This window comes from Kitasatospora sp. NPDC054795 (genome assembly GCF_053611565.1).
In genome coordinates, this window is record NZ_JBSHAP010000050.1 from 18,577 (window position 1) to 43,695 (window position 25,119).

At 75.6% G+C, this 25,119-nt stretch carries 19 protein-coding genes; 4 read left to right on the forward strand and 15 right to left on the reverse strand.

What is annotated here, in order from left to right:
* Nucleotides 1–78: 78 nt before the first annotated feature.
* The 6 genes from ACWGJO_RS19545 to ACWGJO_RS19570 all read right to left on the reverse strand — a co-directional run bounded on the left by ACWGJO_RS19545 (nt 79) and on the right by ACWGJO_RS19570 (nt 7,675).
* The gene (locus ACWGJO_RS19545) at nt 79–1,683 is read right to left on the reverse strand and encodes a multicopper oxidase family protein (protein ID WP_452185312.1); all 1,605 of its coding nucleotides are present in this window, start codon (nt 1,681–1,683) and stop codon (nt 79–81) included.
* Nucleotides 1,680–2,153 carry a hypothetical protein gene (locus ACWGJO_RS19550; protein ID WP_452185314.1) on the reverse strand — a complete coding sequence of 158 codons (474 nt, stop codon included), beginning with the start codon at nt 2,151–2,153 and terminating at the stop codon, nt 1,680–1,682. Before ACWGJO_RS19550 ends, ACWGJO_RS19545 begins: the two co-directional genes overlap by 4 nt.
* A 204-nt stretch (nt 2,154–2,357) precedes the next feature.
* A complete protein-coding gene (locus ACWGJO_RS19555) occupies nt 2,358–4,883 on the reverse strand; it encodes an FtsX-like permease family protein (RefSeq protein ID WP_452185316.1) in 2,526 nt (841 codons plus the stop codon).
* The gene (locus ACWGJO_RS19560) at nt 4,880–5,752 is read right to left on the reverse strand and encodes an ABC transporter ATP-binding protein (RefSeq protein ID WP_452185318.1); all 873 of its coding nucleotides are present in this window, start codon (nt 5,750–5,752) and stop codon (nt 4,880–4,882) included. The genes ACWGJO_RS19555 and ACWGJO_RS19560 overlap by 4 nt, the downstream gene beginning before the upstream one ends.
* A 113-nt stretch (nt 5,753–5,865) precedes the next feature.
* A complete protein-coding gene (locus tag ACWGJO_RS19565; protein ID WP_452185320.1) occupies nt 5,866–6,660 on the reverse strand; it encodes an aminotransferase class IV in 795 nt (264 codons plus the stop codon).
* Nucleotides 6,653–7,675, reverse strand: a complete 1,023-nt coding sequence (locus tag ACWGJO_RS19570) for a GNAT family N-acetyltransferase (protein WP_452185322.1) — start codon at nt 7,673–7,675, stop codon at nt 6,653–6,655. The genes ACWGJO_RS19565 and ACWGJO_RS19570 overlap by 8 nt, the downstream gene beginning before the upstream one ends.
* A 274-nt stretch (nt 7,676–7,949) precedes the next feature.
* On the opposite strand from ACWGJO_RS19570, the gene ACWGJO_RS19575 reads away from it, so the two are divergent.
* Together ACWGJO_RS19575 and ACWGJO_RS19580 are read left to right on the forward strand one after the other, a co-directional pair.
* On the forward strand, nt 7,950–9,263 hold the full coding sequence (locus tag ACWGJO_RS19575) for a glycosyltransferase 87 family protein (protein ID WP_452185324.1): 1,314 nt from the start codon (nt 7,950–7,952) through the stop codon (nt 9,261–9,263).
* Nucleotides 9,170–10,384: a glycosyltransferase family 4 protein gene (locus ACWGJO_RS19580; RefSeq protein WP_452185326.1), complete on the forward strand. Its 1,215-nt coding sequence runs from the start codon at nt 9,170–9,172 to the stop codon at nt 10,382–10,384. Before ACWGJO_RS19575 ends, ACWGJO_RS19580 begins: the two co-directional genes overlap by 94 nt.
* Here ACWGJO_RS19580 and ACWGJO_RS19585 read toward each other — a convergent pair.
* From ACWGJO_RS19585 to ACWGJO_RS19600, 4 genes are all read right to left on the reverse strand, one after another.
* Nucleotides 10,356–10,718: a hypothetical protein gene (locus ACWGJO_RS19585; protein WP_387689857.1), complete on the reverse strand. Its 363-nt coding sequence runs from the start codon at nt 10,716–10,718 to the stop codon at nt 10,356–10,358. The genes ACWGJO_RS19580 and ACWGJO_RS19585 overlap by 29 nt on opposite strands.
* Before the next feature lie 68 nt (nt 10,719–10,786).
* Nucleotides 10,787–11,443, reverse strand: a complete 657-nt coding sequence (locus ACWGJO_RS19590) for a response regulator transcription factor (protein WP_359897632.1) — start codon at nt 11,441–11,443, stop codon at nt 10,787–10,789.
* Entirely contained in the window at nt 11,428–12,696 is a 1,269-nt protein-coding gene (locus tag ACWGJO_RS19595; RefSeq protein ID WP_452185362.1) for a sensor histidine kinase, read from the reverse strand. Before ACWGJO_RS19595 ends, ACWGJO_RS19590 begins: the two co-directional genes overlap by 16 nt.
* A gap of 97 nt (nt 12,697–12,793) precedes the next feature.
* Nucleotides 12,794–13,729, reverse strand: coding sequence for a DMT family transporter (locus ACWGJO_RS19600; protein ID WP_452185329.1), 936 nt, complete (start codon nt 13,727–13,729; stop codon nt 12,794–12,796).
* A gap of 167 nt (nt 13,730–13,896) precedes the next feature.
* Between ACWGJO_RS19600 and ACWGJO_RS19605 the strand changes: the two genes are divergently transcribed.
* Together ACWGJO_RS19605 and ACWGJO_RS19610 are read left to right on the forward strand one after the other, a co-directional pair.
* A complete protein-coding gene (locus ACWGJO_RS19605; protein WP_387689863.1) occupies nt 13,897–14,781 on the forward strand; it encodes a LysR family transcriptional regulator in 885 nt (294 codons plus the stop codon).
* Between the two features lie 277 nt (nt 14,782–15,058).
* A complete protein-coding gene (locus ACWGJO_RS19610; RefSeq protein WP_452185332.1) occupies nt 15,059–16,372 on the forward strand; it encodes a chitinase in 1,314 nt (437 codons plus the stop codon).
* A 151-nt stretch (nt 16,373–16,523) separates the two neighbouring features.
* On the opposite strand, the gene ACWGJO_RS19615 is transcribed toward ACWGJO_RS19610, so the two are convergent.
* The 5 genes from ACWGJO_RS19615 to ACWGJO_RS19635 form a co-directional block, all read right to left on the reverse strand.
* Nucleotides 16,524–19,496 (reverse strand): tetratricopeptide repeat protein, encoded by a 2,973-nt coding sequence (locus tag ACWGJO_RS19615; protein WP_452185334.1) that lies wholly within the window; start codon nt 19,494–19,496, stop codon nt 16,524–16,526.
* Entirely contained in the window at nt 19,496–21,364 is a 1,869-nt protein-coding gene (locus tag ACWGJO_RS19620) for an HSP90 family protein (protein ID WP_452185336.1), read from the reverse strand. The genes ACWGJO_RS19615 and ACWGJO_RS19620 overlap by 1 nt, the downstream gene beginning before the upstream one ends.
* 117 nt (nt 21,365–21,481) lie before the next feature.
* Complete coding sequence (locus tag ACWGJO_RS19625; RefSeq protein WP_387689873.1) at nt 21,482–22,528, reverse strand: hypothetical protein; 1,047 nt, start codon at nt 22,526–22,528, stop codon at nt 21,482–21,484.
* Nucleotides 22,529–22,655: 127 nt separating this feature from the next.
* Nucleotides 22,656–23,195: a hypothetical protein gene (locus ACWGJO_RS19630; RefSeq protein WP_452185338.1), complete on the reverse strand. Its 540-nt coding sequence runs from the start codon at nt 23,193–23,195 to the stop codon at nt 22,656–22,658.
* Between the two features lie 405 nt (nt 23,196–23,600).
* The gene (locus tag ACWGJO_RS19635; protein ID WP_452185340.1) at nt 23,601–25,043 is read right to left on the reverse strand and encodes a glyceraldehyde-3-phosphate dehydrogenase; all 1,443 of its coding nucleotides are present in this window, start codon (nt 25,041–25,043) and stop codon (nt 23,601–23,603) included.
* Nucleotides 25,044–25,119: the final 76 nt, after the last annotated feature.

The window sequence follows — 25,119 nt, forward strand, 5'->3', positions numbered from 1 at the left end:
TCCCGCGACGCTAGGGCAGGAGTGCCGGGGGGCGCAGCGCACGCCCTCCGGCACTGCGCCGTCCGGGTGGCCCGGTCCTCAGCGCACCGTGAAATCCGCCATCATCGCCATGTCCTCGTGCTCCAGGTTGTGGCAGTGCAGCATGTACGCCCCCGCGTAGTCGGTGAAGCGCACGAGCACCTCCACCGCCTCGGCCGGACGCAGGTCCACGGTGTCCTTCCATCCGGCGTCGTACGGGCCCGGGTCCGCGCCGTTGCGGCCGATCACCTGGAAGTGGTCCAGGTGGACGTGCACCGGGTGGTGCAGGTCGGTGGAGAAGCGCCAGAGCTCGACCGCGCCGAGGTCCGGCGTGGCGATGCTCCGGCCGGGGGTGTACGGGCGGCCGTTGATGGTCCAGCCGTCGCCGCGGCTGCGCCGGAAGGTGAAGTCGCGGGTGGTGACGGCCGCGGAGGCGTCCAGGGCCTCGACGGTGGCGAGCCGGTCGGGCACCGTCGCGTCGTCGGCCGGCTGCTTCGCGGTGACGTCGAAGCGCATCACCTCGGCCGTCCGGCCGCTGCCGAAGCGGTTGACCAGCCGGACCCGGGTGCCGGGCGCGTAGCGGGAGAAGTCGACCACGACGTCGAAGCGTTCGGCGGAGGCGATCTCGATGCCGTCGTGCCGGACCGGGGCGGCGAGCAGGCCGCCGTCGGAGCCGATCTGGACCAGGGCGCCGCCGCCCTCGGGCTGCGGGTCGAGTTCGAGCCGGTAGAGCCGGGCGTTGGAGGCGTTGAGCAGCCGCAGCCGGTAGTGCGCCCGGTCGACGTCCAGCCGGGGCCAGGGCGCGCCGTTGACCAGGATGACGTCGCCGAGCACGCCGTTGGCGTAGGCGTCGGTGACGCCCGGCTCGGCGAGCTTCGGGTCGACGGCGGGGTAGCGGAAGGAGCCGTCGGCGGCGAAGGAGCGGTCGGCGATCATCAGCGGCAGATCCCGGTCGCCGCGCGGCAGCGGCAGCGCGGCCTCCTCGTCGTCGTGCACGAGGTGGAAGCCGGCCAGTCCGCGCCAGACGCCGGGGCCGGTGAAGCCCATCCGGTGGTCGTGGTACCAGAGGGTGGCGGCGCGCTGCTTGCCGGGATAGGTGTACGTGCGCTCGCCGACGGCGGTGCGGGCCGCCGGGTGGTCCGCCCCGGATATTCCGGCCATCCCCGCCATGCCGGGCATGCCCGCCATTCCGGCCGTACCGGACGTGGCGTCCGCCGAGGATCCGACCGGCAGCAGCAGGTCGACCGGGTAGCCGTCGCTGTCCGCCGGGGTGTGTCCGCCGTGCAGGTGGGTCACCGAGGGCACCGGCAGCTCGTTGCGGTGCTTGACCAGCGCCGCCCGCCCGGCGCGGGTGACCACGGTCGGCCCGGGGAAGCCGCCCCCGTACGTCCACGCCTCGGTCCGTACCCCGGGCAGGATCTCCAGCCGGGCGACCTGCTGGGTGATCTCGTAGTAGTCGCCCGTCGCGTCGCTGCGCACCGGCTGCAGCACGGGCGGCACCGGCAGCGCGGCCCGGAAGGCCTCCGGCAGGTCGAGTTCGCTGCTCAGCAGTCGCCCGGGGCGGCCCTCGGCGAGCAGCCGGGCGGCGGAGGGGACGGCGACGGCGGCCAGGGCGCCCGCGCCGAGGACGGAGGCGCCGACGCCCAGGAACCGGCGCCGGTTCACCGGGACACCTCCACCGGTCCGCCGGGGCGCGGCAGCCGTCCGGTGCCGTCCGGGCCGCCGACGCCCGGGGCGTGCCTGGCGGGCAGCGGCAGCCGCCAGGCGCCGACCAGGCCGAACAGCACGCCGCTGACCAGCAGGACGCCGAGCGTGACGTGCACGCCGAGCGCCCGGGCGTAGCCGGCCGTGATCTGGCCGACGACGGCGGCGGTGAGCAGGAGGGTGCTCCACAGCGGCCAGAGCGGGCCCCGGCCGGGCCACCGGACGGCGACGGCCACCGCGAGCTGGATCACCACCACGGTGGCCAGCATCATCGCGTTGCCCTCGTGGTCCTTCAGGGAGTCGTAGGTGCCGTTCAGGAAGCTGCCGGCCAGCATGACCTGGAGCAGTGACAGCAGGGCCAGCAGGGTGGTGGAGGTGCGCAGCAGGATCAGCGGCCAACGGGGCGCGGGGGCCGCGGGGGGACTGCTCATGTCGGGCTACTCTCTGCGTCGACGGTCTGGCGGGGCGGCCGCGAGCGTAGCTGATGCGACATCACGATCAGCTCTTGCCAAGGTCATTGGACGGTCAAGTGGTTCCCGTGAACCTCCCGCTCGGGCCGTCGTTCTCACCCGAAGGAAGGGGGTGCCCTTGAGTCGTCCTCAAGGGCACCCCCTTCCCGACCTGGCCCCGGCCCGCTACTGGCGCACCGCGCCCAGCGCCGCCGGCCGGGTCCGCAGCAGCGCCCGGACCGGCATCCCGGTCGCCGCGAGGCAGAGCAGCACGGCTCCGGCGGCCAGCGGCAGGGCGAGCATCGGCGGCACGTACGGGGCGGCGCCGGCCACGCCCCGGGCGACCGGCACCAGGGTGATCCCGGCGATGGCCGCGCCGACCGCCAGCCCGGTGGAGGCCACCAGCAGCGCCTCCCAGCGCATCATGCCGCGCACCTGGCGCCGGGTGGTGCCGGCCAGGCGCAGCAGCGCGACCTCGCGGCGCCGGTCCAGCACCGTCATCACCAGGGTGTTGGCGGCGCTGACGGCGGCGAACCCGCCGAGCACGGCGGCCATCATGGTGTTGGCCCAGCCGTTGAGCTCCAGGTCCTTGTCGGACTGGGCGACGAACCCGGCCCGGTCGGTCACCGCGGCCCCGGCCAGCGTGCCCAGCCCGGCGGCCACCGCCGCGGGGTCGGCGCCCGGCGCGTCGGCGACCAGCACCTGGCTGTCGTACCCGGCGGTGACGTGCGCGGCCACCGCGGCCCGGGGCAGCAGCGCCTGGCCGACGCCGAGCCCGCGGTCGTACACCGCGACCACGGCGGGCCGGACGGCGGTGCCGTCGCCGAGCCGGAGCGGGACCCGGTCGCCGACGCCGGCGCCGAGCGCGTCGGCCAGGGTGGCGCTCAGCGCGATGGTGTCGGGGGCGCGGCCGAGGTCGGCGAGCGTGCCGCTGCGCACGCCCAGGTCGAGCACCTTCGGCAGCCGCGCCGGGTCGCCGTCGACGCCGAGCACGGGGGCGGAGCCCAGCTGGCCGCCGTTCTCGTAGACGACGCCGGTGCGCAGCACGCCGACGGCGGTGTCCACGCCGGGCACCCGGGCCGCCCGCTCGGCCGTCCCGGCGGGCAGGCCGGGGCCGGTGGCGCCGACCACGTGGTCGGCGGTGACGCCGGCCCGGACGTTCTCGCCGGCGGTGTGGCGCACGGTGCTCTGCAGGATCAGCAGGGTGCCGCAGAAGGCGGTGACCAGGACGATCGGGGTGATCGCGGAGGCCAGCCGGCGGGCGTTGGCGCGGGTGTTGTCGGCGGCCAGCGAGCCGGGGGCGCCGCCGGCCCGCAGCGGGGCGCCGAGGATCACGGCGGCGGCCCGGGCCAGCCAGGGGCCGAGCAGGGCGACGGCCATCATCAGGCACATCACCACGCCGAGCGCGGTCTGGGCGGCCTGGACGCCGTCCAGGGAGTTGGCGACGGCGGCGGCCGCGGCGCCGCCGGCGGCGAAGACCAGCCCGAGGACGGTGCGCACCCGGCCCGGGTGGGGCGGTTCGACGGAGGCCTCGCCGAGTGCCTGGGCGGCCCGCATCCGGGACGGCCGACGGGAGGCCAGGAAGCCGGCGGTCAGCGCGGCGAGGGTGCAGGCGAGGACGGCGACGAGCATCGGCAGCGGGCCGATGTCCAGGCGGACGTCCGCGGGGACGGCGCCGCGCTCGACCAGCTGGCCGAACCACCAGCGGGCGAGGGCGAGTCCGGGCAGGATGCCGAGCGCCGCGGCGAGCGGCGCGACCAGCATCGCCTCGGCGGCGATGGTGCGGCGGATCTGGCGCGGGGTGGCGCCGACGGCGCGCAGCAGGGCGAACTCGCGGGCGCGCTGGCCGGTGGCGAGGGCGACGGTGCTCATCACCACGAAGACCGCGGTCATGGTGGCGTAGCCGCCGAAGGTGCCGCCGAGGGCCATCAGCAGGCTTCGGGCGCCGCCGAGGGCGGGGTGCTCGACGGCGCCCCGGTCGTCGCCGGTGAAGGTCCTGGCCTCGCCGCCGACGGCCTGGCGGACCTGTGCGGCGAGCGCGGCGGTGCTCACACCCGCGCGGGGCTGGACGGCGACGGCGTCGATCCGGCCGGGGTGGCCGGAGAGGCGGTCGGCGGTGGCGTCGGCGAACCAGGCGGTGGGCCCGGCCTGCTGGGCGGCGGCCAGGCCGGAGACCCGGTAGTCCGCGGTGCCGCCGGGCGCGGTGAGCGTGAGGCGCGCGCCGGGGGCGAGGTGGGCGGCGTGCGCCGTGTCGGCGTCCAGCACCACCTCGTTCGCGCCGGGCGCGCGGCCCTCGACCAGGGTGTCGCCCGGTCCGGCGATGCCGAGCGCGGCGAAGCCCCGGCCGGTCAGGGCCAGCGCCGGGCCGGTGGCGGGCAGCGGGAAGGCGGTGTCCGGGCGGGCGGCCGCGACCCCGGGCAGCGCGGCCAGCCGGCCGACCAGCGCGGCGTCCGTCCGGGCCCGCTCCGGGGTGGCCTGCTCCACCGTCTGGGTGTCCTTGCCGACCTTCTTCTGGATCTTCACCGCCTGCTCGGCCGCGACCACCACCGGGGCGTCCGCGTACCGGGCGGGCTTCAGGCTCGCGGTCAGACCGGTCTGCAGCAGCACGCCGCAGGCCACCACCACGACGGCGCCCAGCAGCAGGGCGACCAGGGTGCCCGCGAAGGACGCGGGCCGAAAGCGCACCGAGGAGCGCGCGAGTCCGTTCGTCACGCCGCTGCTCCCACCGGGCGGGCGGTCAGCGCGACCATCCGGTCCGCGACGGTCTGCGGGCTCGGGTGCGGCAGGTCGTCCACGATCCCGCCGCCGGCCAGGAACAGCACCCGGTCGGCGAAGGAGGCGGCCACCGGGTCGTGGGTCACCATCACCACGGTCGCGCCGAGCGAGTCCACGGCCTGGCGCAGCAGCGCGAGCACCTCGTGAGCGGTCCGGGTGTCCAGGGCGCCGGTCGGCTCGTCGGCGAACACCACGTCCGGGCGGGTGATCAGCGCGCGGGCGATCGCCACCCGCTGCTGCTGGCCGCCGGAGAGCTGGCCGGGCCGGCGCCGGGCGTGCTCGCCGAGACCCACCCGGCCCAGCAGCTCCCGCGCCCGGGCGCGGTCCTGGCGTTCCCCGGCGAGCCGCTGCGGGAGCAGCACGTTCTGCTCGACGGTCAGCGAGGGCAGCAGGTTGAAGGACTGGAAGACGAAGCCGATCCGGCTGCGGCGCAGCTTGGTGAGCCGGTTCTCGCTCAGCGCGGTGATGTCCTCGCCGCCGAGCCGGACCTGACCGGAGTCCGGGCGGTCCAGGCCCGCCGCGCACTGGAGGAAGGTGGACTTGCCGGAGCCGGACGGACCCATCACCGCGGTGAAGCTGCCGTGGGCCAGCGCCAGGTCGATCCCGCGCAGCGCCTGCACCGTCGCCTCGCCGCGCCCGTAGGTGCGGCGCACCCCTCGCAGCTCGATCGCGGGGGCCGCCTGCGGGGCGGTGCCGTAGGGGGTGCCGTACCCGTGGGCGGCGTGGGCGGCGGGGGCGTACCCATCGGTGCCGTACTGGTCCGTCCCGAACTCGTCGGTCCTGCGGCGGTCTTGGCGGCGTGCCATGGGTGGGCCTTCCTTCGGTTCCGCGTCGTAGCGTCGCTCGTCGTCAACGTGCTCCAACCTAGGGAGAACGGACTCCGCGAACCATGCAGGCCACCGGCGGACCGGAGGTGGGGTTATCCCCCCACCGGTTCGGCGGGAACCCCCAGGTAGACGGCGCGCAGCTCGGCGAGCACCGGGTGGGCGGGGTCGAAGGCGGTGCCGTCCACGGCCGCCAGCGGGCACACCCCGACACCGGCGTTCACCGCGAAGGCGGCGGTGAAGCGGTCCAGCCCGTCGGCGGCCAGCGGCTCGCGGGACTGCGGACCGCGGTACGCGCCGGACAGCAGGGCCTCGGTCACGCCCGGCAGGCTCGGCCCCTGCGGCCAGACCAGCTTCTCCTCGGCGAGGAAACCCACGTTCCAGGTCGCGCCCTCGACCACCAGGCCGTCCTCGTCGACCAGCAACACGTCGTCGAAGCCCGCCAGTTGGGCCAAGCGGCGGTGGTGCACCAAGCCGAACAGGCCGACGTGCTTCACCTCCGGCAGCTCCCGCCGGTACGCGGCGGTGCGGACCCGCAGCGGGGCGGGCGCGGCCGCCGTGGCCGGGCGGGTGGTCACCAGCAGGGCGGGTGCGGCCGGGGCCGCGGGGCGCTCCAGGCCGAGCTCCGGGTCGTACACGGTGACCCGGACGGTCACCGGCGCGCCGTCGGCGGGCAGCACCGCGCCGATCCGCGCCCGCACCGCCGCCCGGTCCAGCTCGGTGCCGAACAGCACCCGGCAGTCCCGGACCAGCCGGTCCAGGTGCAGCGCCAGACCGCGCACCCGGCCCTCCTCCGCCCGCAGGGTGGTGAAGTGCCCGTAGTTGAGCAGCCCCAGCGCGGCCAGCCGCGCCGGGTCGGCAGGGGCGCCGTCGATCTCGATCTCAGCCATCCCCCGAGTCTGCCAGCTGCGGGAATGCCGGCGGAGCCTGCTCCGGCAGCCCCGACCGAGGCGGCCCCGACCGAGGCGACTCGGAGCGCGACGGCTCAAAGCGCGGCGGCTCGGAGCGCGGCGGCTCGGACTGCGGCGGCGAGGCCGGGCGGTACGGGCTCACCATCGGCCGGCCCGCCTTCCGGGCCGCCCGCTCGAACTCCTCGATCCGGCACGCCAGGCCCTCCGGCTCCCCCGCGTCCGACCAGCGCCACGCCTCCGCCCACCACTGCGGGCCGCGCACCAGCGGGCGGCCGGCCAGCGCCAGGCACAGGGCCAGCGTGGAGCGGGCGTACTCGTGCACCCAGCCGTCGCAGCCCCGGTAGTCCGCCGTCTCGTCCAGCCGCAGCCAGCGGCCCTCCTGCCCGGCGGCCAGTATCGGCACCCAGCCGCGCAGCCGGTCGGCGACCAGCAGGAGCAGCCGGCCGTCCTCCTCCCGCACCCGGTGCACGGGGAGCTGGGGCATCCGGGCGAAGGACAGCGAATGCTTCCAGCCCACCACCCACAGCCCCCGGCGCAGGTAGTAGCGGACCGCCGGCTGCCAGGTCCAGTGCGCCTCCAGCCGGAACCCCGGCAGGCCCTCGGCGGTGGCCGCCGCGTACACCTCGTCCAGCGCGGCGGCGGCCAGGCCCCGGCCGCGCGCGGCCGGCGTCACGTAGAGGGAGGAGACGGCGAGCTGGCTCGGACCCTTGGTCCAGTTGTCCACCGCGACGGTGCCCACCACCGCGCCCGCGTCGTCCTGGATCCAGTAGCGCCGCCGGTACAGCTCCCCGCCCGGCCACTCCCGCCCGCTCTCCCCCAGCCGCTCCCGCCACCCGCGCTCCGCCGGCGGCGCCAGCCCGTCCGGGTCCACCAGCTCGCCCAGTTCACCCTCCACTTGGGACGCCAAATCCCAGAGGGCGAACCGCCGTTCCTCCCCCGGACCGGCCGCCCGCAGCCGCGGCCCCGCCGCCAGCCGGTCCTGTGCCCGTTCCACCGCCGCATCCCACGACCTCACCACAGGGCGAGGATAGCGGTGGGCCGGGGACGATCAGTAATCCACCGGCCACCGAACGTCAGCGCAGGGGGCGGGCCCGTCCCCGCCGTGCCCCGAGGCCCCTCCGCAGCCCTCCCCGGCCCTCCCCGGCCCTCCCCGGCCCTCGCCACCGTGGCCGCAGTCGTCGCCGTCCTGGCGGAGGTGGGGAAAACCCCACCACAGGACTCGACTTGGCCGTGATGACCCCGCCGAGCTGCGGCGATGCAATGAAGAGGTGACGAAACGGGCGTGGTGGTGGTGCGGCGGGTGGCTGGTGACGGCCGGGTGGGCGGGGGCGTTTCCGGTGCTGTCCGGGCTCGGGCCGCACCGGAGTTGGGGGACGTTCGCGGCCTGCGGGTACCTGTCGGCGGCACTCGCCGTGGCGCTGGTGCGGCGGCGCGGGCGTGAGGTGTCGGTGGCGGTCGCCGCCGTCGGGGCGGTGCTGGTGCCGCTGCTCGTGCTGGTGCCGGCCGGGCGGGGGCAGAGCGAGGTCGGGGTGATCGAGCGCTCCGGGTCGCTGCTGCTGCACACCGGCACGCCGTACCTGGCCGAGCCGGCGTCCGTCGCCCAGTACACCCCGTACCTCCCCGGCATGGCCCTGCTGGGCCTGCCCCGGGCGCTGCTGGACGACTCGCCGCTGGGCGGGTCACCACTGGGCGACGCCCGGCTCTGGTGTGCGGCGGTGTTCCTGGTCTGCGTGCTGCGGACGGTGCCCGCCGGGCGCCGGCTCGGCGCAGCCGCGCTCACCGCCTCGCCGGTGGTCGCGCTGCCGCTCTGCGTCAGCGGGGTCGACCTGCCGGTCATCGGCCTCTGCTGGCTCGCCCTGGTCCGCGCCGCCGAACGGCGGCCGGTGGCGGCCGGGTTGGCACTGGCCGCCGCCTGCTCGCTGAAGTGGACGGCCTGGCCCGCGCTCGCCGTGGTGACCGCCCTGCTGGCGGCCACGGCCGGACGGCGGGCGGCACTGCGCGGGGCGGCCGTCGCGGTGGGCGCGGCGGCGGTGGCCGTGCTGCCGGTGGCGCTGCGCGCGCCCGGGCCGCTGGTGGAGCAGGTGTTCGCCTTCCCCACCGGGCGCGGCCGGCTGCCCACCCCGGCCGCCAGCCCGCTGCCCGGACGGCTGCTCGCCGATCTCGGCCCGCCCGGCTGGTACGCCGCCGTCGGCCTGCTGCTGATCGCCGGGCTCGCCGTCGGGGCGTCCTTGCCCCTCCGACCGCCCCGCACCGCGCCCGCGGCGGCGCACCGGCTGGCCCTCGGGCTGACCGCGGCCTTCCTGCTGGCGCCCGCCGGGCGGTTCGGCTACCTCGCGCTGCCGCTCGTCCTCGTTCTGCTCCCCCTCTCGTCCTCCGTTCCGGCCACCGTTCCGCTCTCCGTTCCGAAAGGCCTGCCATGGGCACCACCCTCGTCGTCACCAACGACTTCCCGCCGCGCCAGGGCGGCATCGAAACCTTCGTCCGGGCCATGGCCGACCGCGTCCCCGACCACGACGTCGTGGTCTACACCTCGGCCGAACCCGGCGCGGAGCGCCACGACGCCGCTCTCCCCTACCCGGTGATCCGCGACCGCGCCCGCACCCTGCTGCCGACCCCGCGGGCCACCCGCCGGGCCGCCGCGATAGCCCGCGCCCACGGCTGCGACCGGGTCTGGTTCGGCGCCGCCGCCCCGCTCGCCGCGATGACGCCCGGCCTGCGGCGGCTGGCGCCCGGCATCCGCCGCACGGTCGCCACCACGCACGGACACGAGATCTGGTGGGCCCGCACCCCTGGCGCCCGCGGCCTGCTGCGCCGGATCGGCCGCAGCACGGACGCGGTGACCTTCCTCGGGGCCTACACCCGCGCCCGGATCGCCCCCGCGCTCGGGCCGGACGCCCGGCTGGTGCGCCTGGTACCGGGGGTCGACCCGTCGGTCTTCCGGCCGGCCGGCACCGCCGCGGTGCCGGCCGCCGCCCCGGTGGTCCTCTGCGTGGCGCGACTGGTCCCGCGCAAGGGGCAGGACACGCTGATCCGCGCGCTGCCCGCGATCCGCCGGGCCGTGCCCGGGGCCACTCTGGTGCTGGTCGGCCGGGGCCCGGACGAGGACCGGCTGCGGGACCTGGCCGGCCGGCTGACCGAGCCGGGCGGCGTGGTGTTCACCGGCGGCCTGGACCACGCCGGGACGGCCGTCCACTACGCCGGCGCGGACGTCTTCGCGATGCCGTGCCGCACCCGGCGGCTGGGCCTGGAGGCCGAGGGCCTGGGGATCGTCTTCCTGGAGGCGGCCGCGGCCGGCCTCCCGGTGGTGGCCGGCCGCTCCGGCGGCGCCCCGGACACCGTCCTGGACGGCGTCACCGGCACGGTCGTCGACGGCCGCGATCCCGCCGAGGTGGCCGCCGCCCTGACCCGCCTCCTGCTGGCCCCGCCCGCCGAGCGGGCCCGGATGGGGGCGGCGGGGCGGCGCTGGGTCGAGGAGCACTGGACCTGGGAGGCCTCGGCGCGGCAACTCACGGAGTTGCTGGACCCCGCTTCGCCGCTGCCGGGCCCGGGCACCCCGGTCGCTCCGGCTGTTCCGGTCGCTCCGGCTGTTCCCCGTCCCCCGGCCGCCCTGGTCCCTCCAGTCGCTCCGGCCGTTCCCGGGCCTCCGTCCGCCCGGGAGGCTCCGGCCGGACCGGTCACTCCGCCTGCCCCCGCAGGTGCCTGACCAGTCGGGCGATGGCGGGCGCCCCGCCGTTGGCGCGGACCGCCGTCACCCAGTTCCTCGCCTGGCCCGGCAGGTCGTCGCGGCTCGGGCAGGAGAAGCTGAACAGCCAGACGTGGGCGGACAGATCCCGCTCCGGCATGGCCTGCCACTCCTCGCCCCCGGCCGCCGTCAGCGTGTCCTGGCAGGCCGCCAGCGCCCGGTCGCCGTCCCCGGCCCACTCCTGCCGCAGCCACAGCAGGAAGTTGGTCTGCGCCGTCGTGGTGTCCTCCCTGGTCGCCTCGCCCTTGAGCAGCCGGTTGACGATTGCGCTCTGCGGTTCCCGTGTCCTCTCCATGACGCCATCGTTCCGGCCGCACAACCCCTGTGACAAGTGGGTGAATTGCCGTCCGACGCGTGCTCCGGTCACTCGCCGCGCAGGTGCGCCAGCACTGCGAGCACCCGCCGGTTGCCCTCGGTCGGGTCCAGGTCCAGCTTCATGAAGATGTTCCCGCAGTGCTTCACCACCGAGGCCTCGGTGATGCTCAACCGGGCCGCCACGGCCTGGTTGTTGAGGCCCTCGGCCAGCAGCGCGAGCACCTCGCGCTCGCGCGGGGTGAGGCGGGCCAGCGGGCGGTCGCCCGACCGGCCGCGCAGCAGCACCCGGACCACGTCGGGGTCGATCACCGTCTCCCCGTCCGCGACCCGCCGCAGCGCGTCCAGGAAGTCCGCGACGTCACCGACCCGGTCCTTCAACAGGTAGCCCAGACCTGCCGGTTGAGCACCGGCGGCAGCCAGCAGCCGGGTCGCGTACGGGGTGGCCACGTACTGGGACAGGACCAGGACGGGCAGGCCGGGGTGCCGCTCGCGCAGGGCGAGGGCGGCGCGCAGGCCCTCGTCGGTGTGGTCGGGGGGCATCCGGACGTCGGTGACCACGATGTCCGGCCGCTCGGCGTCGACGGCCGCGGCCAGCGCCTCGGCGTCGCCGACGGCGGCGGTCACCCGGTGGCCGCCCAGGGCGAGGAGCTCGACCAGTCCGGCGCGCAGCAGCACCGCGTCCTCGGCGATCACGACCCGGAGCACGGGACCTCCAGCCGCAGCGTCGTCGGGCCGCCCGTCGGGCTCGTCACCATCAGCCGTCCTCTCAGCAGTGCCACCCGGTCGGCGAGTCCCGCCAGTCCGGCCCCGGCGGCCGGGTCCGCCCCGCCGCGGCCGTCGTCGGTCACCTGGACGACCAGCCGGCCCCCCGCGACCCGCCCGCGGACGGTGATCGCGGTGGCACCGCTGTGCTTGGCGGCGTTGGTGAGCGCCTCGGTGACGGTGAAGTAGGCGGTGGCCTCCACGGTCGGGTGCAGCCGCTCCGGGAGCTCGATGTCGGCGGCCACCGGGATCGGGTGACGCAGCGCGACCTCGGCGACGGCGGCGGCGAGCCCGTGGTCGGTGAGCACCTGCGGGTGGATGCCGCGCACCAGTCCGCGCAGCTGCTCCAACGCCTGCCGGGCCTCACCTCGCGCCCGGGTGACGAGGTCCGCCGCCCGGCCCTGCCGGTCGCGCAGCTCGTACTCGGCGAGCCCGAGGGTCATGCTGAGCGCGACCAGCTGCTGCTGCGCCCCGTCGTGCAGGTCGCGCTCGATCCGGCGCCGCTCGGCCTCGAAGGCGTCGGCCAACCTGGCCCGGGAACGGGTGAGTTCGAGCACCTGGCGACCGAGGTCGTCCTCCCGGGGGGCGAGCAGGAAGCGGGCCAGCGCGACCTCGGCGACGGTCAGCAGCGCCCCGGCGTACGCGCAGAGCAGCAGGCCCGCCAGCCCGGCGGCGGTGAACGGCAGGGCGGCGAGCGGCCCGGGGACGGCGTGCCCGGGGATCAGCATCACGGTCTCCGGCGCGAGCGCCCAGACCACCAGCGGGGAGAGCACGTACAGGCCGGAGAGCACCAGCAGCGCGGTGAAGCCGAGCCCGGCGGCGGCCAGCACCGTCGAGGCGAGTGCGGCATGGGCGAGTTCGCGCCAGGTGGCCCGCTCGCGCAGCCGGGTGCGGATGCGGGCCCGGCGGCCCGCCCCGGGCAGGCTTCGGTGCGGGTCGGGCAGCGGGACCGGCTCCACCAGCCGCAGCCGCCACCGGGCCGCGGTGGCGGTCGGAATGCCGGCGAGCACCAGGGCGACCAGCAGCGGGATCCCGACGCCGATCGCCCCCAGGCCCAGGCCGAGCACCAGCAGCACCAGGAAGACCGCCAGCAGCACCGGGCCGAGCAGCGCACTGCCCAGCAGGTACGCCCAGCAGCGCGGCACCCAGCGGGTGAACGGGAAGCGCAGCGGGTGCGCCCACAGCGCCTCGCCCACGGCCGTCGGCTGCGGATCCGCCTCGCGGCCCGCTTCGCCGTCCCCGCCCCCGCCCCCGCCCCCGTCGCCGTCGCTGACCTCGCTCACCCGGTCCACCCTAACCGACCGGCTGACGGCCCTTCGGGTCCTCCGCCGGGGCCCCGCCCTGGGCCGCCACCAGGGCCGGGCGCGGCCGGGCCAGCGCGACGGCAGCGATCACCAGCGCGCCGCCGACCAGCGCGTTCCAGCCCACCGGCTCGTGCAGGAAGGCCGCGCCCAGCGCCGTCGACCAGAGCGGCATCACGTACGTGACGGCGGAGGCCGCCGTCGTCCCCGCGCCGCGGACCAGGGCCAGGTTGAGCAGGTACGCCAGGCCGGTGCCGACCACGCCGAGCACCAGCAGGGCGAGCGCCGGGCCCGCCCCGGGCCAGTGCGGAGCGCCTGCGGCGAGCGGCGCGACCAGCGCCAACTCGGCGGCGGCGCAGGCGATCTGGAGCGCGGAGAGGGTGGTCACCGACTCCGGGCGGCCGGCCAGGAAGCGGCGCAGGTAGGCGAAGCCGGCGCCGTAGCAGCAGGCGGCGGCCAGGCAGGCCAGCGCGCCGGCGGTCGCCCCGGTGCCGAGGCCGTGCCAGACCCCGAGCACGGTGAGCACGCCGAGGAAGCCGAGCCCGAGGCCGGCCAGTCGGCGGGCGCCCGGGCGGCGCTCCCCGGGGACGGCCAGCACCGCGAACAGCAGGGTGAACAGCGGGGTGGTCGCGTTCATCACCCCGGCGAGCACCGAACTGACCCTGGTCTCGCCGAACGGGAAGAGGGTGAACGGCACCGCGTTGAGCAGCACCGCCACCACCGCCGAGTGACCCCACAGCACCCGGTCGCGCGGGACCCGCTCGCCGCGCACCACGAGGATCGCCCACAGTGCGGCCGCGCCCAGCAGGCAGCGCCACAGCGCCACCCAGAGCGGCGGCACCCCCGCGTCGACCGCGACCTTGATCAGGGCGAAGCTCGCGCCCCAGATCGCCGACAGGGCCACGAAGCCCGGCAGCCAGCGCCGCACCCCCACCACCTCCTTGTCCGTGTTCGTGGCTGTGGCCGTGGCCGTTCTCGTTTCCGTGGCCGCGTCCGTGGCCACGCTCGTGGCCGTGCCATCAGCTGGACAGAGCGTGGCCCGGCACCGGACCATGAGTCCAACAAGTGGCAGCGCACCCGCGATGAGGAAGTCTCATGACCTCGGACGTCAACCTGGCCCAGCTCAGGGCACTGGTCGCGGTGGCCGACACCGGCGGCTTCGGAGCGGCCGCCGACGAGCTGGGCATCAGCCAGTCCGCCGTCTCGCACGCCGTCGCCGCGCTGGAGCGCAACCTCGGCGCGCCCGTGCTGCGGCGCGGCAGCCCGTGCCGCCCCACCCCGCTCGGCGAGCAGATCCTCCCGCACGCCAGGACGGCCGTCGCCTCGGCCGCCGCCGTCCGCACGATCGCCACCCGGCACCGCGGCGGCCTGACCGGCACCGTACGGCTGGCGGCGCCCACCACCGTCTGCCAGGCGCTGCTGCCCGGGCTGCTGAAGGACTGGCGGGCGGCCCACCCGCAGCTGACCGTCCGGGTCTTCGAGGGCGAGGACGAGGAGCTGGCGGCCTGGCTGGAGGCGGGCACGGTCGACGCCGCCGTGCTGGTGGACGCCGGTCCGCTGCCGCCCGGGGCGGTCGCGCTCGGCGCCGACTCGATGCACGCGCTGCTGCGCCGCGACCATCCGCTCGCCGACCAGCCGACCGTCCACGTGGCCGAGTTGGAGGACGACGACTTCCTGCTCTCTGAGGGCGGCTGCGAGCGCCACATCCGCGAGGCCTACCGGCGGGCCGGTACCCGCTTCACACCCCGGCACCGCATCCGCGACCTGAACACCCTGATCGGCATGGTGCACGCGGGCGTCGGGGTCTCGGTGATGCCCGCGCTGGCGCTGACCATGCTCCCGGCCGACTGCGTGCTGGTCCCGATCCGGCCCGCTGTCCACCGGACGCTGTCGCTGACCGGGCCGACCGGCCGCCCGTGGGCCCCTGCGGTCAGCGGACTGCTGGCGGGAGTGGGCGCGGACACCGCCGTCGGGGCCTGAGCCCCCCGGCGCCGGGCGCTCTCGGCGAGGGCCCGCGCGGACACCCCCTCGATCGCCGGCCGCGCTCCTCGGACCCGGCGGACTCCTCGCGCGCCGTCGCGCCCGTGGCGGGCGGGCTTGACCCTTTTGGGGTTGACCCCCCTTCCCCACAGGTCTATACCAGTGAGGACCTTCGGCAACCACCCGCCGCCGACGGTCCGTTCGGCCGCCGCGCCACCCCCACACCCGGCGCGACCAGGCCGGCCTCCCCCACTGCCGTTTCCTGGAAAGGCTTCCGATGGAACGCGCTCTTCCCCCGCATTCCCACCGGCACACCGCACCCCGCCCCGCCCGTCGCCCCGCCCTCGGGCGCCGCGCCGCGCTCGCCGTGGCCGCCGCGCTCGGCCTGGTCGCCGGCGGCGTCGCCGCCCTGGCCGGCACCGGCTCCGCCTCCGCGGACACCACGGGCACCGCCGCCGCCGCAGGGCTCGGCAGCAACTGGTATGCCTCGGCGCCGTACCTGATGCCCGAGGACAACAGCCCGCCGGACGCCGCCGCCGTCATGGACGCCACCGGCCAGAAGGCCTTCCAACTGGCGTTCATCCTGGCCCAGGGCAACAACTGCTCGCCCGCCTGGGGCGGCACCTCCTCGATCGACACCGACACCACCATGCCGAGCGTCATCCAGACCGTGCGCGGCAAGGGCGGGGACGTCTCGGTGTCGGTCGGCGGGTACGGCGGCACCAAGCTGGGCCAGGTCTGCGGCACCCCCGAGGCGACCGCCGCGGGCTACCAGAAGGTGATCACCAAGTACGGCCTCAAGGCGATCGACTTCGACCTGGAGGAGCCGGAGTACGAGAACACCGCGGCCATCCACAACGAGATCGGCTCGGCCCGGATCCTCCAGCAGAACAACCCCGGCCTGTACGTCTCGATCACCACCGCGGGCACCAACGCGGGCACCGGCTGGTTCGGCACCCAGATGCTCGACGAGGCCAAGTCGCAGGGCTTCACGCCGGACAACTACTCGATCATGCCGTTCGACGGCGGCTTCAGCGGCGCCGCAGCGCAGACCGACGCGCTGGTGAAGTTCAACCAGATCCTGCAGAGCACCTTCGGCTGGAACGAGGCCACCGCGTACGCCCACGAGGGCGTGTCGATGATGAACGGCCGCACCGACGCCGCCGAGTACTTCCACCAGTCCGACTTCCAGACCGTGCTGGACTTCGCCACCGCGCACGGCCTGGCCCGGTACACCTACTGGTCGGTCAACCGGGACCGCCAGTGCGCGGGCAACGTCGACCCGGGGCTGTCCGGCTCCTGCTCCAGCGTGGCGCAGAACGACTGGGACTTCACCAAGTACACGGTGAAGTTCGCCGGGGCGACCCCGCCCACCACGCCGCCCACGACGCCACCCACCACCCCGCCCACGACTCCTCCGACCACCCCCGGCAGTTGCACCGCCCCGGCGTGGAGCGCGAGCACCACGTACACCGGCGGCGCCAAGGTCTCGTACAACGGGCACAACTACCACGCCAAGTGGTGGACGCTGAACGAGGTGCCGAGCGCCGGCGGCCAGTGGGGCGTCTGGGCCGACGACGGGCCCTGCTGAGCGAACCACCCCGGTGCGGCGGGGAGGCCGCATCCCGCTGAGGCCCGTGCCCCGCCGTCACCGGAGGGGCGCGGGCCTCGGCGGGATGCGGGGCCTCGGCGGGGCACCGCGCAAGTCACGGGCACCGCTCAGGTCACGGGCACCGCTCAGGTCACTCCCCGGCGAACCGCTCCCGCAGCTCCACCAGCACCTCCGCCGCCTCCGACAGTCCGGCCGCCTCGCAGCGCGCGATGCCGGCGGTCAGCCGGGCCACCGCCGCCTCGGTGCGACCGAGGTCGCTGCCCTCGATCAGCGCGGCCAGCCGGACCGACTCCGCCCGCGGCGACTCGGCCCGCTCACCGCCCGCCTCGTACTCCGGGACGGCCCGCTCGGCCTCGGCCAGCGCCTCCTCGTACCGCCCCGCGACGGCCAGCGAGCGCGCCCGCTCGTAGTGCGAACCACCGCGCAGGTACCAGGAGTTGTACTCCTCGCCGCCCTGTTCGGCCGCCTCTCCGACCGCGTCCGCCTCGGCCAGCAGGGCGAGCGCCGCCGCCAGCCCCTCCGCGCCCTGCTCCCGCATCGTCATCCGGGCCAGCTCCCGCAGGGTGGCCGCCAGCTGGTCCACCTGTGGGGCCTTGCGGTGCGCCTCGCGGGCGCGGGCCAGCGCCGCCTCGGCGGCGTCCCGGCGCTCCGCCCGGGCGAGCGCCAGGGTGGCCTCGCAGGCGACCATGGTGTGGGTCTCCTGGTCCTCCCAGCCGGCCACCAGGTCGGCCAGCCGCAGGTACTCCTCGGCGGCGTCCCGGTGCTCCTCCAGCTCGGACAGCCCCCGGGCGAGGTCCAACCGGGCCTGGGCGAGCATCCGCACGTCCAGCCGGGCCGCCGACGCGTCCAGCAGCACCGACTCCAGCACGGCGACCGCGTCCGCCGCCCGCCCGGTGTCGCGCAGCACGTCGGCCAGCTGCATGCGCACCCGGGCGGCCTCCTCGACCGCCTCGGCGCCCTTGCGGTCGTAGCGCGCGGCCGCCTCCGACAGCGCGCGGACGGCGCCGCCGAGGTCCCCCGCCTGGAGGCAGCCGTGGCCGAGCATCATGTACGTCGGCGCGTACGGGTAGGAGTCGTCGCCCCAGCGCACGGCCTCGGCCAGCGCCCGGTGGAACACCTCGACCGCCTGGCCCGGCTCGCGGCCCTGCAGCAGCACCTGGCCCAGCAGGCCGAGCACCCGCGGGGTGTGCCAGGGCAGCTCGGCGGCGTCCAACTGGGCCAGCACCTCGCGCAGTTCGGCCTCCGCCTCGGCCAGCAGGCCCTTCCGGGCGGCGGCGTCGGCGGTGTACTGCCGGGAGGTGGCGGCCCGCCGCTCGGAGCCGAGCTCCACGGCCGTGCGCCGGTAGGCCCCGACCACTGCCTCGAAGCGCTCGGCCACCTCGTCGGCGGGCTCGGGCAGCGTCTCGACCAGGTCGTGGTGGGCGGCGTAGGCGCGGGTCTGCAGCACGATCAGGTAGTCGTCGTCGGTCAGTTCGCCGCCGGCGCGCAGCTCCTCGGCCCGCGCCAGCGCCGCGTCGAGCGCCGCCCAGTCGGCCCGCCGGCCGCTGTGCCCGGTGTCCGCGTCCGCATCCGCGTCCGCGCTGCGACCCGAGCCGCCGTCGCCCCCGTCGCTCTCGTCCAGGTCCGCGATGAGGGTCCGGGCACGGCACATCAGCGCCGACCCGGCCAGTCCCGCCTGCTCGAACAGCTCGGCGGCGGCCAGCAGCCCGGCCTTGCCCTCGGCGCACGCGTCCCGCTGGAGCGCCTCGTGGGCGCGCTGCTCGGCGAGTTCGGCGCGCAGCCGCTCGGGGCCGCCCAGCTCGGCGCTTCGCGGGTGGACGAAGTCCGCGGCCCCGGCGCGCTCGGCGACCCGCTTCCACAGCCGGTCGGCGTCCGGGTGGCCGAGCACCTCCAGCTCGCGGGCCCGCAGCACCAGGGCGGCGAAGTCCTCCGGCTCCGGCTCGACCGTCCGGCGCGGCGCGGGCGCGACGGCCGGGGCGTCGGACAGTCCCGGCGCGGCGACGGCCCGCACACCCAGTGCCAGCGGCTCGGCGAGCAGCGGCTCGACGGCCAGCCGGGCGCGCCGCTCGGCGCCGACCGCGCCGGTGCCGTTGCGGGCGTCGAAGCGGGCGGCCAGCGCGTCGGCCTCGGTGCGAACGTGGGCCAGCAGGGAGTCCACCGTCCAGGTGGTGCCCGCCGGGCCGCTGACCGCGAGTTCGCCGTGGCCGGCCCGGGCGAGCAGGGCGACCAGCACCTCGACGCCGGTCAGGAAGCCCAGCCGGGCGGCGGGTTCGCCGGTGACCGCGAACAGGTCCCGGTTCTCGGCGAGCAGCTCCAGGCCGCGCGGCTCGTTGCCGGACAGCGCGCAGAACTCGATGTGCAGGCCGACGGCGTTCAGCATCGAGGCCTTGCCCCGGGCGTAGCGGTAGCCGGAGAGGTGGCCGGAGCGGGCCTCGTCCAACCGGCCCCGGCGCAGCTGCGCGAGCAGGGCGGTGGCCTGGCTGAGGTAGGGCTCCTGCTCGCAGCCGCTGCGGCCGTCCAGCACCGGGGCGATCACCTCCAGCGCCCGGGCGTCGTCCCCGGCGGCGATGAAGTGCCGGGCGCGGGCGCGGGTCTCACAGGCGTGGCAGTCGCTCAGCTCGGAGCGCGGGCGGGCCGCCCACAGCTCGTAGGCGTCCTGCACGTCGATGCCGGTCTGCACGGCCAGGTGGTAGCGCTGGGCGTAGTACGGCTGGAGGTCGTGGCCGGCCGTGCGGTAGCGGTCGCGCAGCTCGGTGTGCCAGCGCCGGACCGCCGCGAGCGGGACGTCCGGGGTGTCCTTGAGCGCGTCGGCGACCCACTTGAAGCGCCAGAGCACCTGGTGCCGGGCCCATTCGCCGAAGCCGTCCGGGTCGGTGTCCCAGAGCTTGAGGATGCGGGCGAAGACGACCGGGCTCTTGCTGCGCTCGCCGTCGTACGCGTAGGCCTCCATCAGTTCCAGCAGGGCCATCGAGCGGATCCTGGTGTCCTCGAACTGCTCGGCTGCGTCGACGAGTTCCTCGGCCGTGACGGTCCTGGTCCGGCCGTACGGGCGGGCGTCGTTCTCGCGCAGCGCGGCCATCACCGCGTCGGGGGTGTCCAGCATCACGCCTCCTTGTCGCCTTCGGGGGTGCCCGCCGCCTCGTGGCCGAGCATGGCGTGGTCCAGCAGGCTGATGAACGAGCGGTTGAGCAGGGCGGACTCGCTGGCCTTGAGCGGGCGGCGGGTCATCAGCACGGCCTGCCCGTACAGCGCCTCGACGGCGGTGACGGCCAGCTCGCGGCTGGTGACGGTGGCGGCGCGGCGCACCAGCGGGTTGAGGTGGTTGAGCACCAGTTGGGCGCGGGGCACCTCGGCGCGCAGCGAGCCGAGGATGTCCGCCCACAGCCCGTCGGCCTCGTCGGCGAGCTGGGCCCTGGTGCGCTCGTGCCGGGCCTCCCGGTTGTCGAGCAGCAGGGCGGGCGCGTTGGTCGGGTGGAAGCTGCGCAGCGCGACGTCGCAGTCGAACCGGCCGACGACCTCGCGGGCGATCGCCAGGAAGGCGTTGGCGGCCAGCTCGACGGCCGGGTCCACGGTGTCCAGGTGCGCGGTGACGGTGCCCGGGTCGAGGTCGGAGACCGAGACGCCGGGCCGGATCTCGGGCAGCCGGTGGACCAGGTCGTGGTCGTAGGTGTAGCCGCCGTTGACCACGCCGAGCCCGGCCGCGGCGGCGATCGGGGCGACCTGGCGGAACTCCTCGACCGTACGGGTCACGAGCACCGTCGGGTGGCTGCGGGCGAACTCGTCCAGGGTGACGTTGCCGTCGGTGGTCTCGAACGGCAGCCAGGGCAGCATCATCCGCAGCAACTCGTCGTCGTAGCGGGCGAGTTCCTTGACGGCCAGGTGGTGGACGGACAGGAAGCGGTGCAGCAGCGCCGGGTCGCTCGCGGACAGGCCGGTCAGCCAGTCGCGGATCCGGGCGCCGAGCGCGTCCCGGACGGCGGCCAGCGTCTCGTCGGCGTACAGGCCCTCGCGGGAGGCGGTCGGGCGCAGCCCGTCGGTGTCGACGACGCAGCGGACGAAGAAGGCCCAGTCCGGCAGCAGTTCGTCGGCCTGGTCGGAGAGCAGCATGCCCTTGAGGTGCACCCGGTGGCCGTTGCGGCGCGAGGGCGGGGCGGCGTCCGGCAGCACGTACGCGACGCCGCGCAGGCCGACCAGCGGCAGGTCCAGCTCGATGGTGTCGAGCGGGGTGAAGTCGAAGGCGGCGCGGCAGTACTCGGTGAGCGCGTCGCGCCTGGCCAGCGGGGAGGCGTGGCGCTCGGCCCACGGCGGGGTGCGGTTGACCCGGTGCTCGGTGCCGGCGGCGTCGATCACCGTGACGTCGTGGCGCAGCAGGCTGCCGAAGTCCCGGGCCAGGGTGAGGACCCGGCCGGGGCGGGTCCACTCGGCGGCGTCGGCGCGCGGGGCCAGCGTGACGGTGGTGCCCGGCTCGGGCTTGGCCGAGGCGGGCAGCGTGCGGATGGTGTAGCTGCCGTCGGAGCTGCCGCGCCACTCGATCACCGGGGCGTCCGGGGTGGCGGCGGAGCGGGTGACCACGGTGATCTCGTCGGCGACCACGAAGCAGGCGAGCAGGCCGATGCCGAACTGGCCGATGAAGTCGCCGCGGGCCTTGGCCAGCCCGGCGCCGTCGAACCGGCCGTCGGCGTCGCGCTTGGAGCTGCGGCCGATGGTGGCGAGGAAGGTGTGGACGTCCTTCTCCGTCAGGCCGATGCCGGTGTCGGTGACGGACAGCACGTCGTCGGCGCGGACGGTGATCCTGGCCGGCGCCTCCGGGTCGAGGGCGCGGCGGGCGGAGATCGCGTCCACCGCGTTCTGCAGCAGCTCGCGCAGGTAGACCCGCGGGCTGGAGTAGAGGTGGTGGGAGAGCAGGTCCACCAGACCGCGCAGGTCCACCTGGAAGGTGTGCGCACTCGTCGGGTTGTCGGTAGGGGACACCGGAGGCTCTTTCGATCGCGGGGTGGATGGCGGTGGTGGGGTGCGGGTGCGGGTGCGGGTGCGGGTCGGTACTGGCACCGGTCGGCGCCAGTCGGCGCCGGTCGGCGCCGGTACGCCTCAGCGCCAGTACGAGGTGCAGCGGTCGCGGTGGGCGCGGAAGGCCTTGACCGGATTGCCCGACAGGTAGTGCCAGGGCGATTCGGTCACGAAGCCGTCCAGCGCCTCGAACAGCAGGCGCGCGGTCTTCGGCTGGTCGGCGAGGGAGAACGCCATCGCGAAGGTGTTGAAGGCGCCCTGCCAGCCGCGCGCCGGCACGAAGGCCGGGTGCAGGACGGACCGGAAGGCCGCTTCCTGCAGCCCGGCCACCACGGCCGGACTGGTCAGGTAGGCGCCGTCCTCGCCGTCCGGGAGGGCCAGCCAGTGCTCCAGGTGCGCGACCGCGACCAGCTCACCGAGGCGGCTGCCCTCCGGGGCGGCGAGCATCACGGAGCGGGCGAACTCGTGCATCTCCTCGTGCGAACCGCCCCACTTGGCGCTCAGCTGCTGCAGCCTGACCCAGTGCGAGGCGGAGTTCCCGGGCGCCCGGCGCACCGCGGCCTCGAAGCGGCTGGTGGCGACCTCCGGGCCGAGCGAGGCCCCGAGGGCGCTGGTCTGCAGGAACCGCCAGGGGGCGTGCCAGGACGGCTCGCGCTCTGCGACCTCCAGCAGTTGCTCCTCGGCGACCTCCAGCCGCTCGTGGAACACCTTCCACCGCTCCTCGGTGACGTCCTTGGCCCGGGCGCCCGTCCGGGCCTCCCAGCCCCAGTCGATGTGCCGGGCACCGGACAGCAACAGCAGCAGCGTGTCGTCCGGGGTGTCGGCCAGCGCGCGGGACGTCCACTGCTCGACCCGGGGCACGTCGGCTATCGCCCCGACCAGGAAGGTCAGGTCCTCGCCCTCGGCGGCGGCGAGCGCGGGGCGCAGCGCGGCCCAGTCCCCGTCGGCGGCCTGGCGGAGCGCCAGACGCACCGACTCGTCCCCGTACGCCGGGTCGAGCCGCGGCTCGGCAGCACCGGCCGGCGCGGCCGATCCGGCTCCCCGTCGGCCGAAGCCGAACCCGAACCCGCGCCGCTCGGCCCGGTCCTCCGCGCCCTCCCCGCCGGAGCGGCGTCGGAACAGCGGCATGTCTGGCCCCCTCGAACGTCATCAGTATCTTTCGCATGGCCGCACAGTGGCCACGAGAAGGTACATATCACGGTCGACTGACATCCGTTTCCCCAGCCCAGCGCCCCACCCGTGCGGGGAGGGGCCCTCAGCCCACGGCCGGCCCGGCGTCCGGCGCCTTCCCGGCCTGGGCCTGCTCGATCCGCTTGACCAGCATCACCGCGAACTTCCGCGTCGCGGCCACGTCCACCGGACCGCCCTCGCTGGTCACGCTCGCCACCACGGTGCCCGAGCGCACCACGATGCCGACGCCCTCGCCCTCGGCCAGCGGCCCCTGGAAGGTCTGGCTCTCGCTGCCCAGCACCGGGGTGTCGATCTTCTTGAACGGCCCGGCGGCGTACGAGGCGTAGTTCTCCTTCAGCCGCTGCGCCGCCGCGTCCCGGCTGGGCAGGGTGTCCACCAGGAAGCGGACGACCACGTCCCCCGAGGAGAACCGGACCGACCCGCTGAGCGGCTTACCGGCGCAGGAGGCGGCGGCGGCACCGGTGCAGGTGACCTTGTGGTCGGCCGTGTCGACCTTCCGCTTCTCCTCCTCCCAGCCGGCCATCGCCTTGGCGTCCGGCAGCACCTGCCCGACCACCTTGTCGTCCAGCAGCGCCACCTCCAGGTCCCCGTGCGGCGCCTCCACCGCGGCCGGGGCCGGTGCGGAGGCGGGCGCCGAACCGGCCCCGGGCGCCCCGGCGTCCGACCCGCTCGGCGCCGGCGCGGGCGCAGCCGCGGACGCGGACGCCCCGGCCGTACCCGTCGACACCGCCGCCGGACCCGACGCGGACGAACCCGCGGCCGCCGCCCCACCGGCCCCCTTCGACCCCCCGGAGGAGCACCCGGCCAGCACGCCCGTCAGCACCCCCGCCGCCGCCACCGCGGCAAGCACCCTCCGACCACCCATCCCCGTCGCCCTCCCTAGACCTGTCAGCGATCCCTCAAGATAGCGACCGCCCTGCCCGCGAACGCCGACGGGGCGGCGACCTGTCGGTCACCGCCCCGTCGTGCTGCTCGTCGTACCGCTGTGTCGTCCCGCCCCAGCGGTGGATCAGACCGCCGGAACCGGGAAGGTCGGGTACTCGACGCCCGAGATGTACTGGACGACCCGGATCACCTGGCACGAGTAGCCGAACTCGTTATCATACCACAGGTAGAGGATCGCGTTGTCGCCCTCGACCTTGGTCGCGCCGGCGTCCACGATCGAGGCGTGGCGCGAGCCGATGAAGTCGCTGGAGACGGCGTCGGGCGAGTCGGTGAAGTCGATCTGGCGCTTCAGCGGCGAGGTCAGCGAGACGTTCCGCAGGTACTCCAGGACGTCCTCGCGGTTGGTCTCCCGCTTGAGCTGGAGGTTGAGGATCGCGATGGAGACGTCCGGCACCGGGACGCGGATCGAGCTGCCGGTGATCTTCGCCTGGAGGTCCGGCAGGGCCTTGGCGACGGCCGAGGCGGCACCGGTCTCGGTGATCACCATGTTCAGCGGCGCCGAGCGGCCGCGGCGGTCGGCCTTGTGGTAGTTGTCCAGCAGGTTCTGGTCGTTGGTGAACGAGTGGACGGTCTCCACGTGGCCGCGGACCACGCCGTACTCGTCCTCCATCGCCTTCAGCGGCGGGACGATGGCGTTGGTGGTGCAGGAGGCGCAGGACAGGATCTGCTCGTCCGGCTTGATCGTGTCGTGGTTCACGCCGTGCACGATGTTCGGGACGTCGCCCTTGCCCGGCGCGGTCAGCACGACCTTGGCGATACCGGGGCGCAGGTGCTTCGACAGGCCCTCGCGGTCGCGCCAGCGGCCGGTGTTGTCGATCAGGATCGCGTCCTTGATCCCGTACTCCGTGTAGTCGACCGTGGTCGGGTCGTCGGAGTAGATCACCGTGATCTCGTTGCCATTGGCGATGATCTTGTTGTTCGCCTCGTCGACGGTGATCGTGCCCTGGAACTGGCCGTGGATGGAGTCACGGCGCAGCAGCGAGGCGCGCTTGACCAGGTCGTCGCCGCCGCTGTTGCGCACGACGATGGCCTTCAGCCGCAGGCCGTTGCCCGAGGCCTTCTCGACCAGCAGGCGGGCGACCAGGCGGCCGATGCGGCCGAACCCGTACAGCACGACGTCCTGCCCGGACCGGCGCTCCAGCTTGTTCTCGCCGGTGGCACCGACGACGGCCTGGGCGGTGAACTCCGCCACCGACAGGCCGCGGTCGTCCGCCTTGTACGTCGCGGCGAGCATGCCGAGGTCGATCTGCGAGGGGCCGAGGTCCAGGGCGGTCAGTGCCTCCAGGAACGGCATCGTCTCGGTGACCGAGAGCTCCTCGCCGGCTATCTGCCGGGCGAAGCGATGCGTCTTGAGGATGCTGACCACCGACTTGTTCACCAGGGAACGGCTGTGGAGCAGAACGGTGACGTCCCTCTCCCGGTGCAGCCGCCCGATGATCGGGATCATCGACTCCGCGATCTCCTCGCGGTTCTTCCAGTCCGTGAACACGTCGTCGTTGACAGTCACAAGTCCATCTTTCGAGCTGAGGGTGTTGCCCACATGGTAGCTTCGCCCGCCCGCGCCCCGACCGCCGGTCCCTCCC

Bases quoted from the DNA above. Each gene is read 5' to 3' on its own strand.
- ACWGJO_RS19550 (WP_452185314.1), bottom strand. From the start codon at position 2,153: ATGAGCAGTCCCCCCGCGGCCCCCGCGCCCCGTTGGCCGCTGATCCTG.
- ACWGJO_RS19560 (WP_452185318.1), bottom strand. From the start codon at position 5,752: ATGGCACGCCGCCAAGACCGCCGCAGGACCGACGAGTTCGGGACGGAC.
- ACWGJO_RS19565 (WP_452185320.1), bottom strand. From the start codon at position 6,660: ATGGCTGAGATCGAGATCGACGGCGCCCCTGCCGACCCGGCGCGGCTG.
- ACWGJO_RS19580 (WP_452185326.1), top strand. From the start codon at position 9,170: ATGGCCGACCGCGTCCCCGACCACGACGTCGTGGTCTACACCTCGGCC.
- ACWGJO_RS19585 (WP_387689857.1), bottom strand. From the start codon at position 10,718: ATGGAGAGGACACGGGAACCGCAGAGCGCAATCGTCAACCGGCTGCTC.
- ACWGJO_RS19605 (WP_387689863.1), top strand. From the start codon at position 13,897: ATGACCTCGGACGTCAACCTGGCCCAGCTCAGGGCACTGGTCGCGGTG.
- ACWGJO_RS19610 (WP_452185332.1), top strand. From the start codon at position 15,059: ATGGAACGCGCTCTTCCCCCGCATTCCCACCGGCACACCGCACCCCGC.
- ACWGJO_RS19615 (WP_452185334.1), bottom strand. From the start codon at position 19,496: ATGCTGGACACCCCCGACGCGGTGATGGCCGCGCTGCGCGAGAACGAC.
- ACWGJO_RS19625 (WP_387689873.1), bottom strand. From the start codon at position 22,528: ATGCCGCTGTTCCGACGCCGCTCCGGCGGGGAGGGCGCGGAGGACCGG.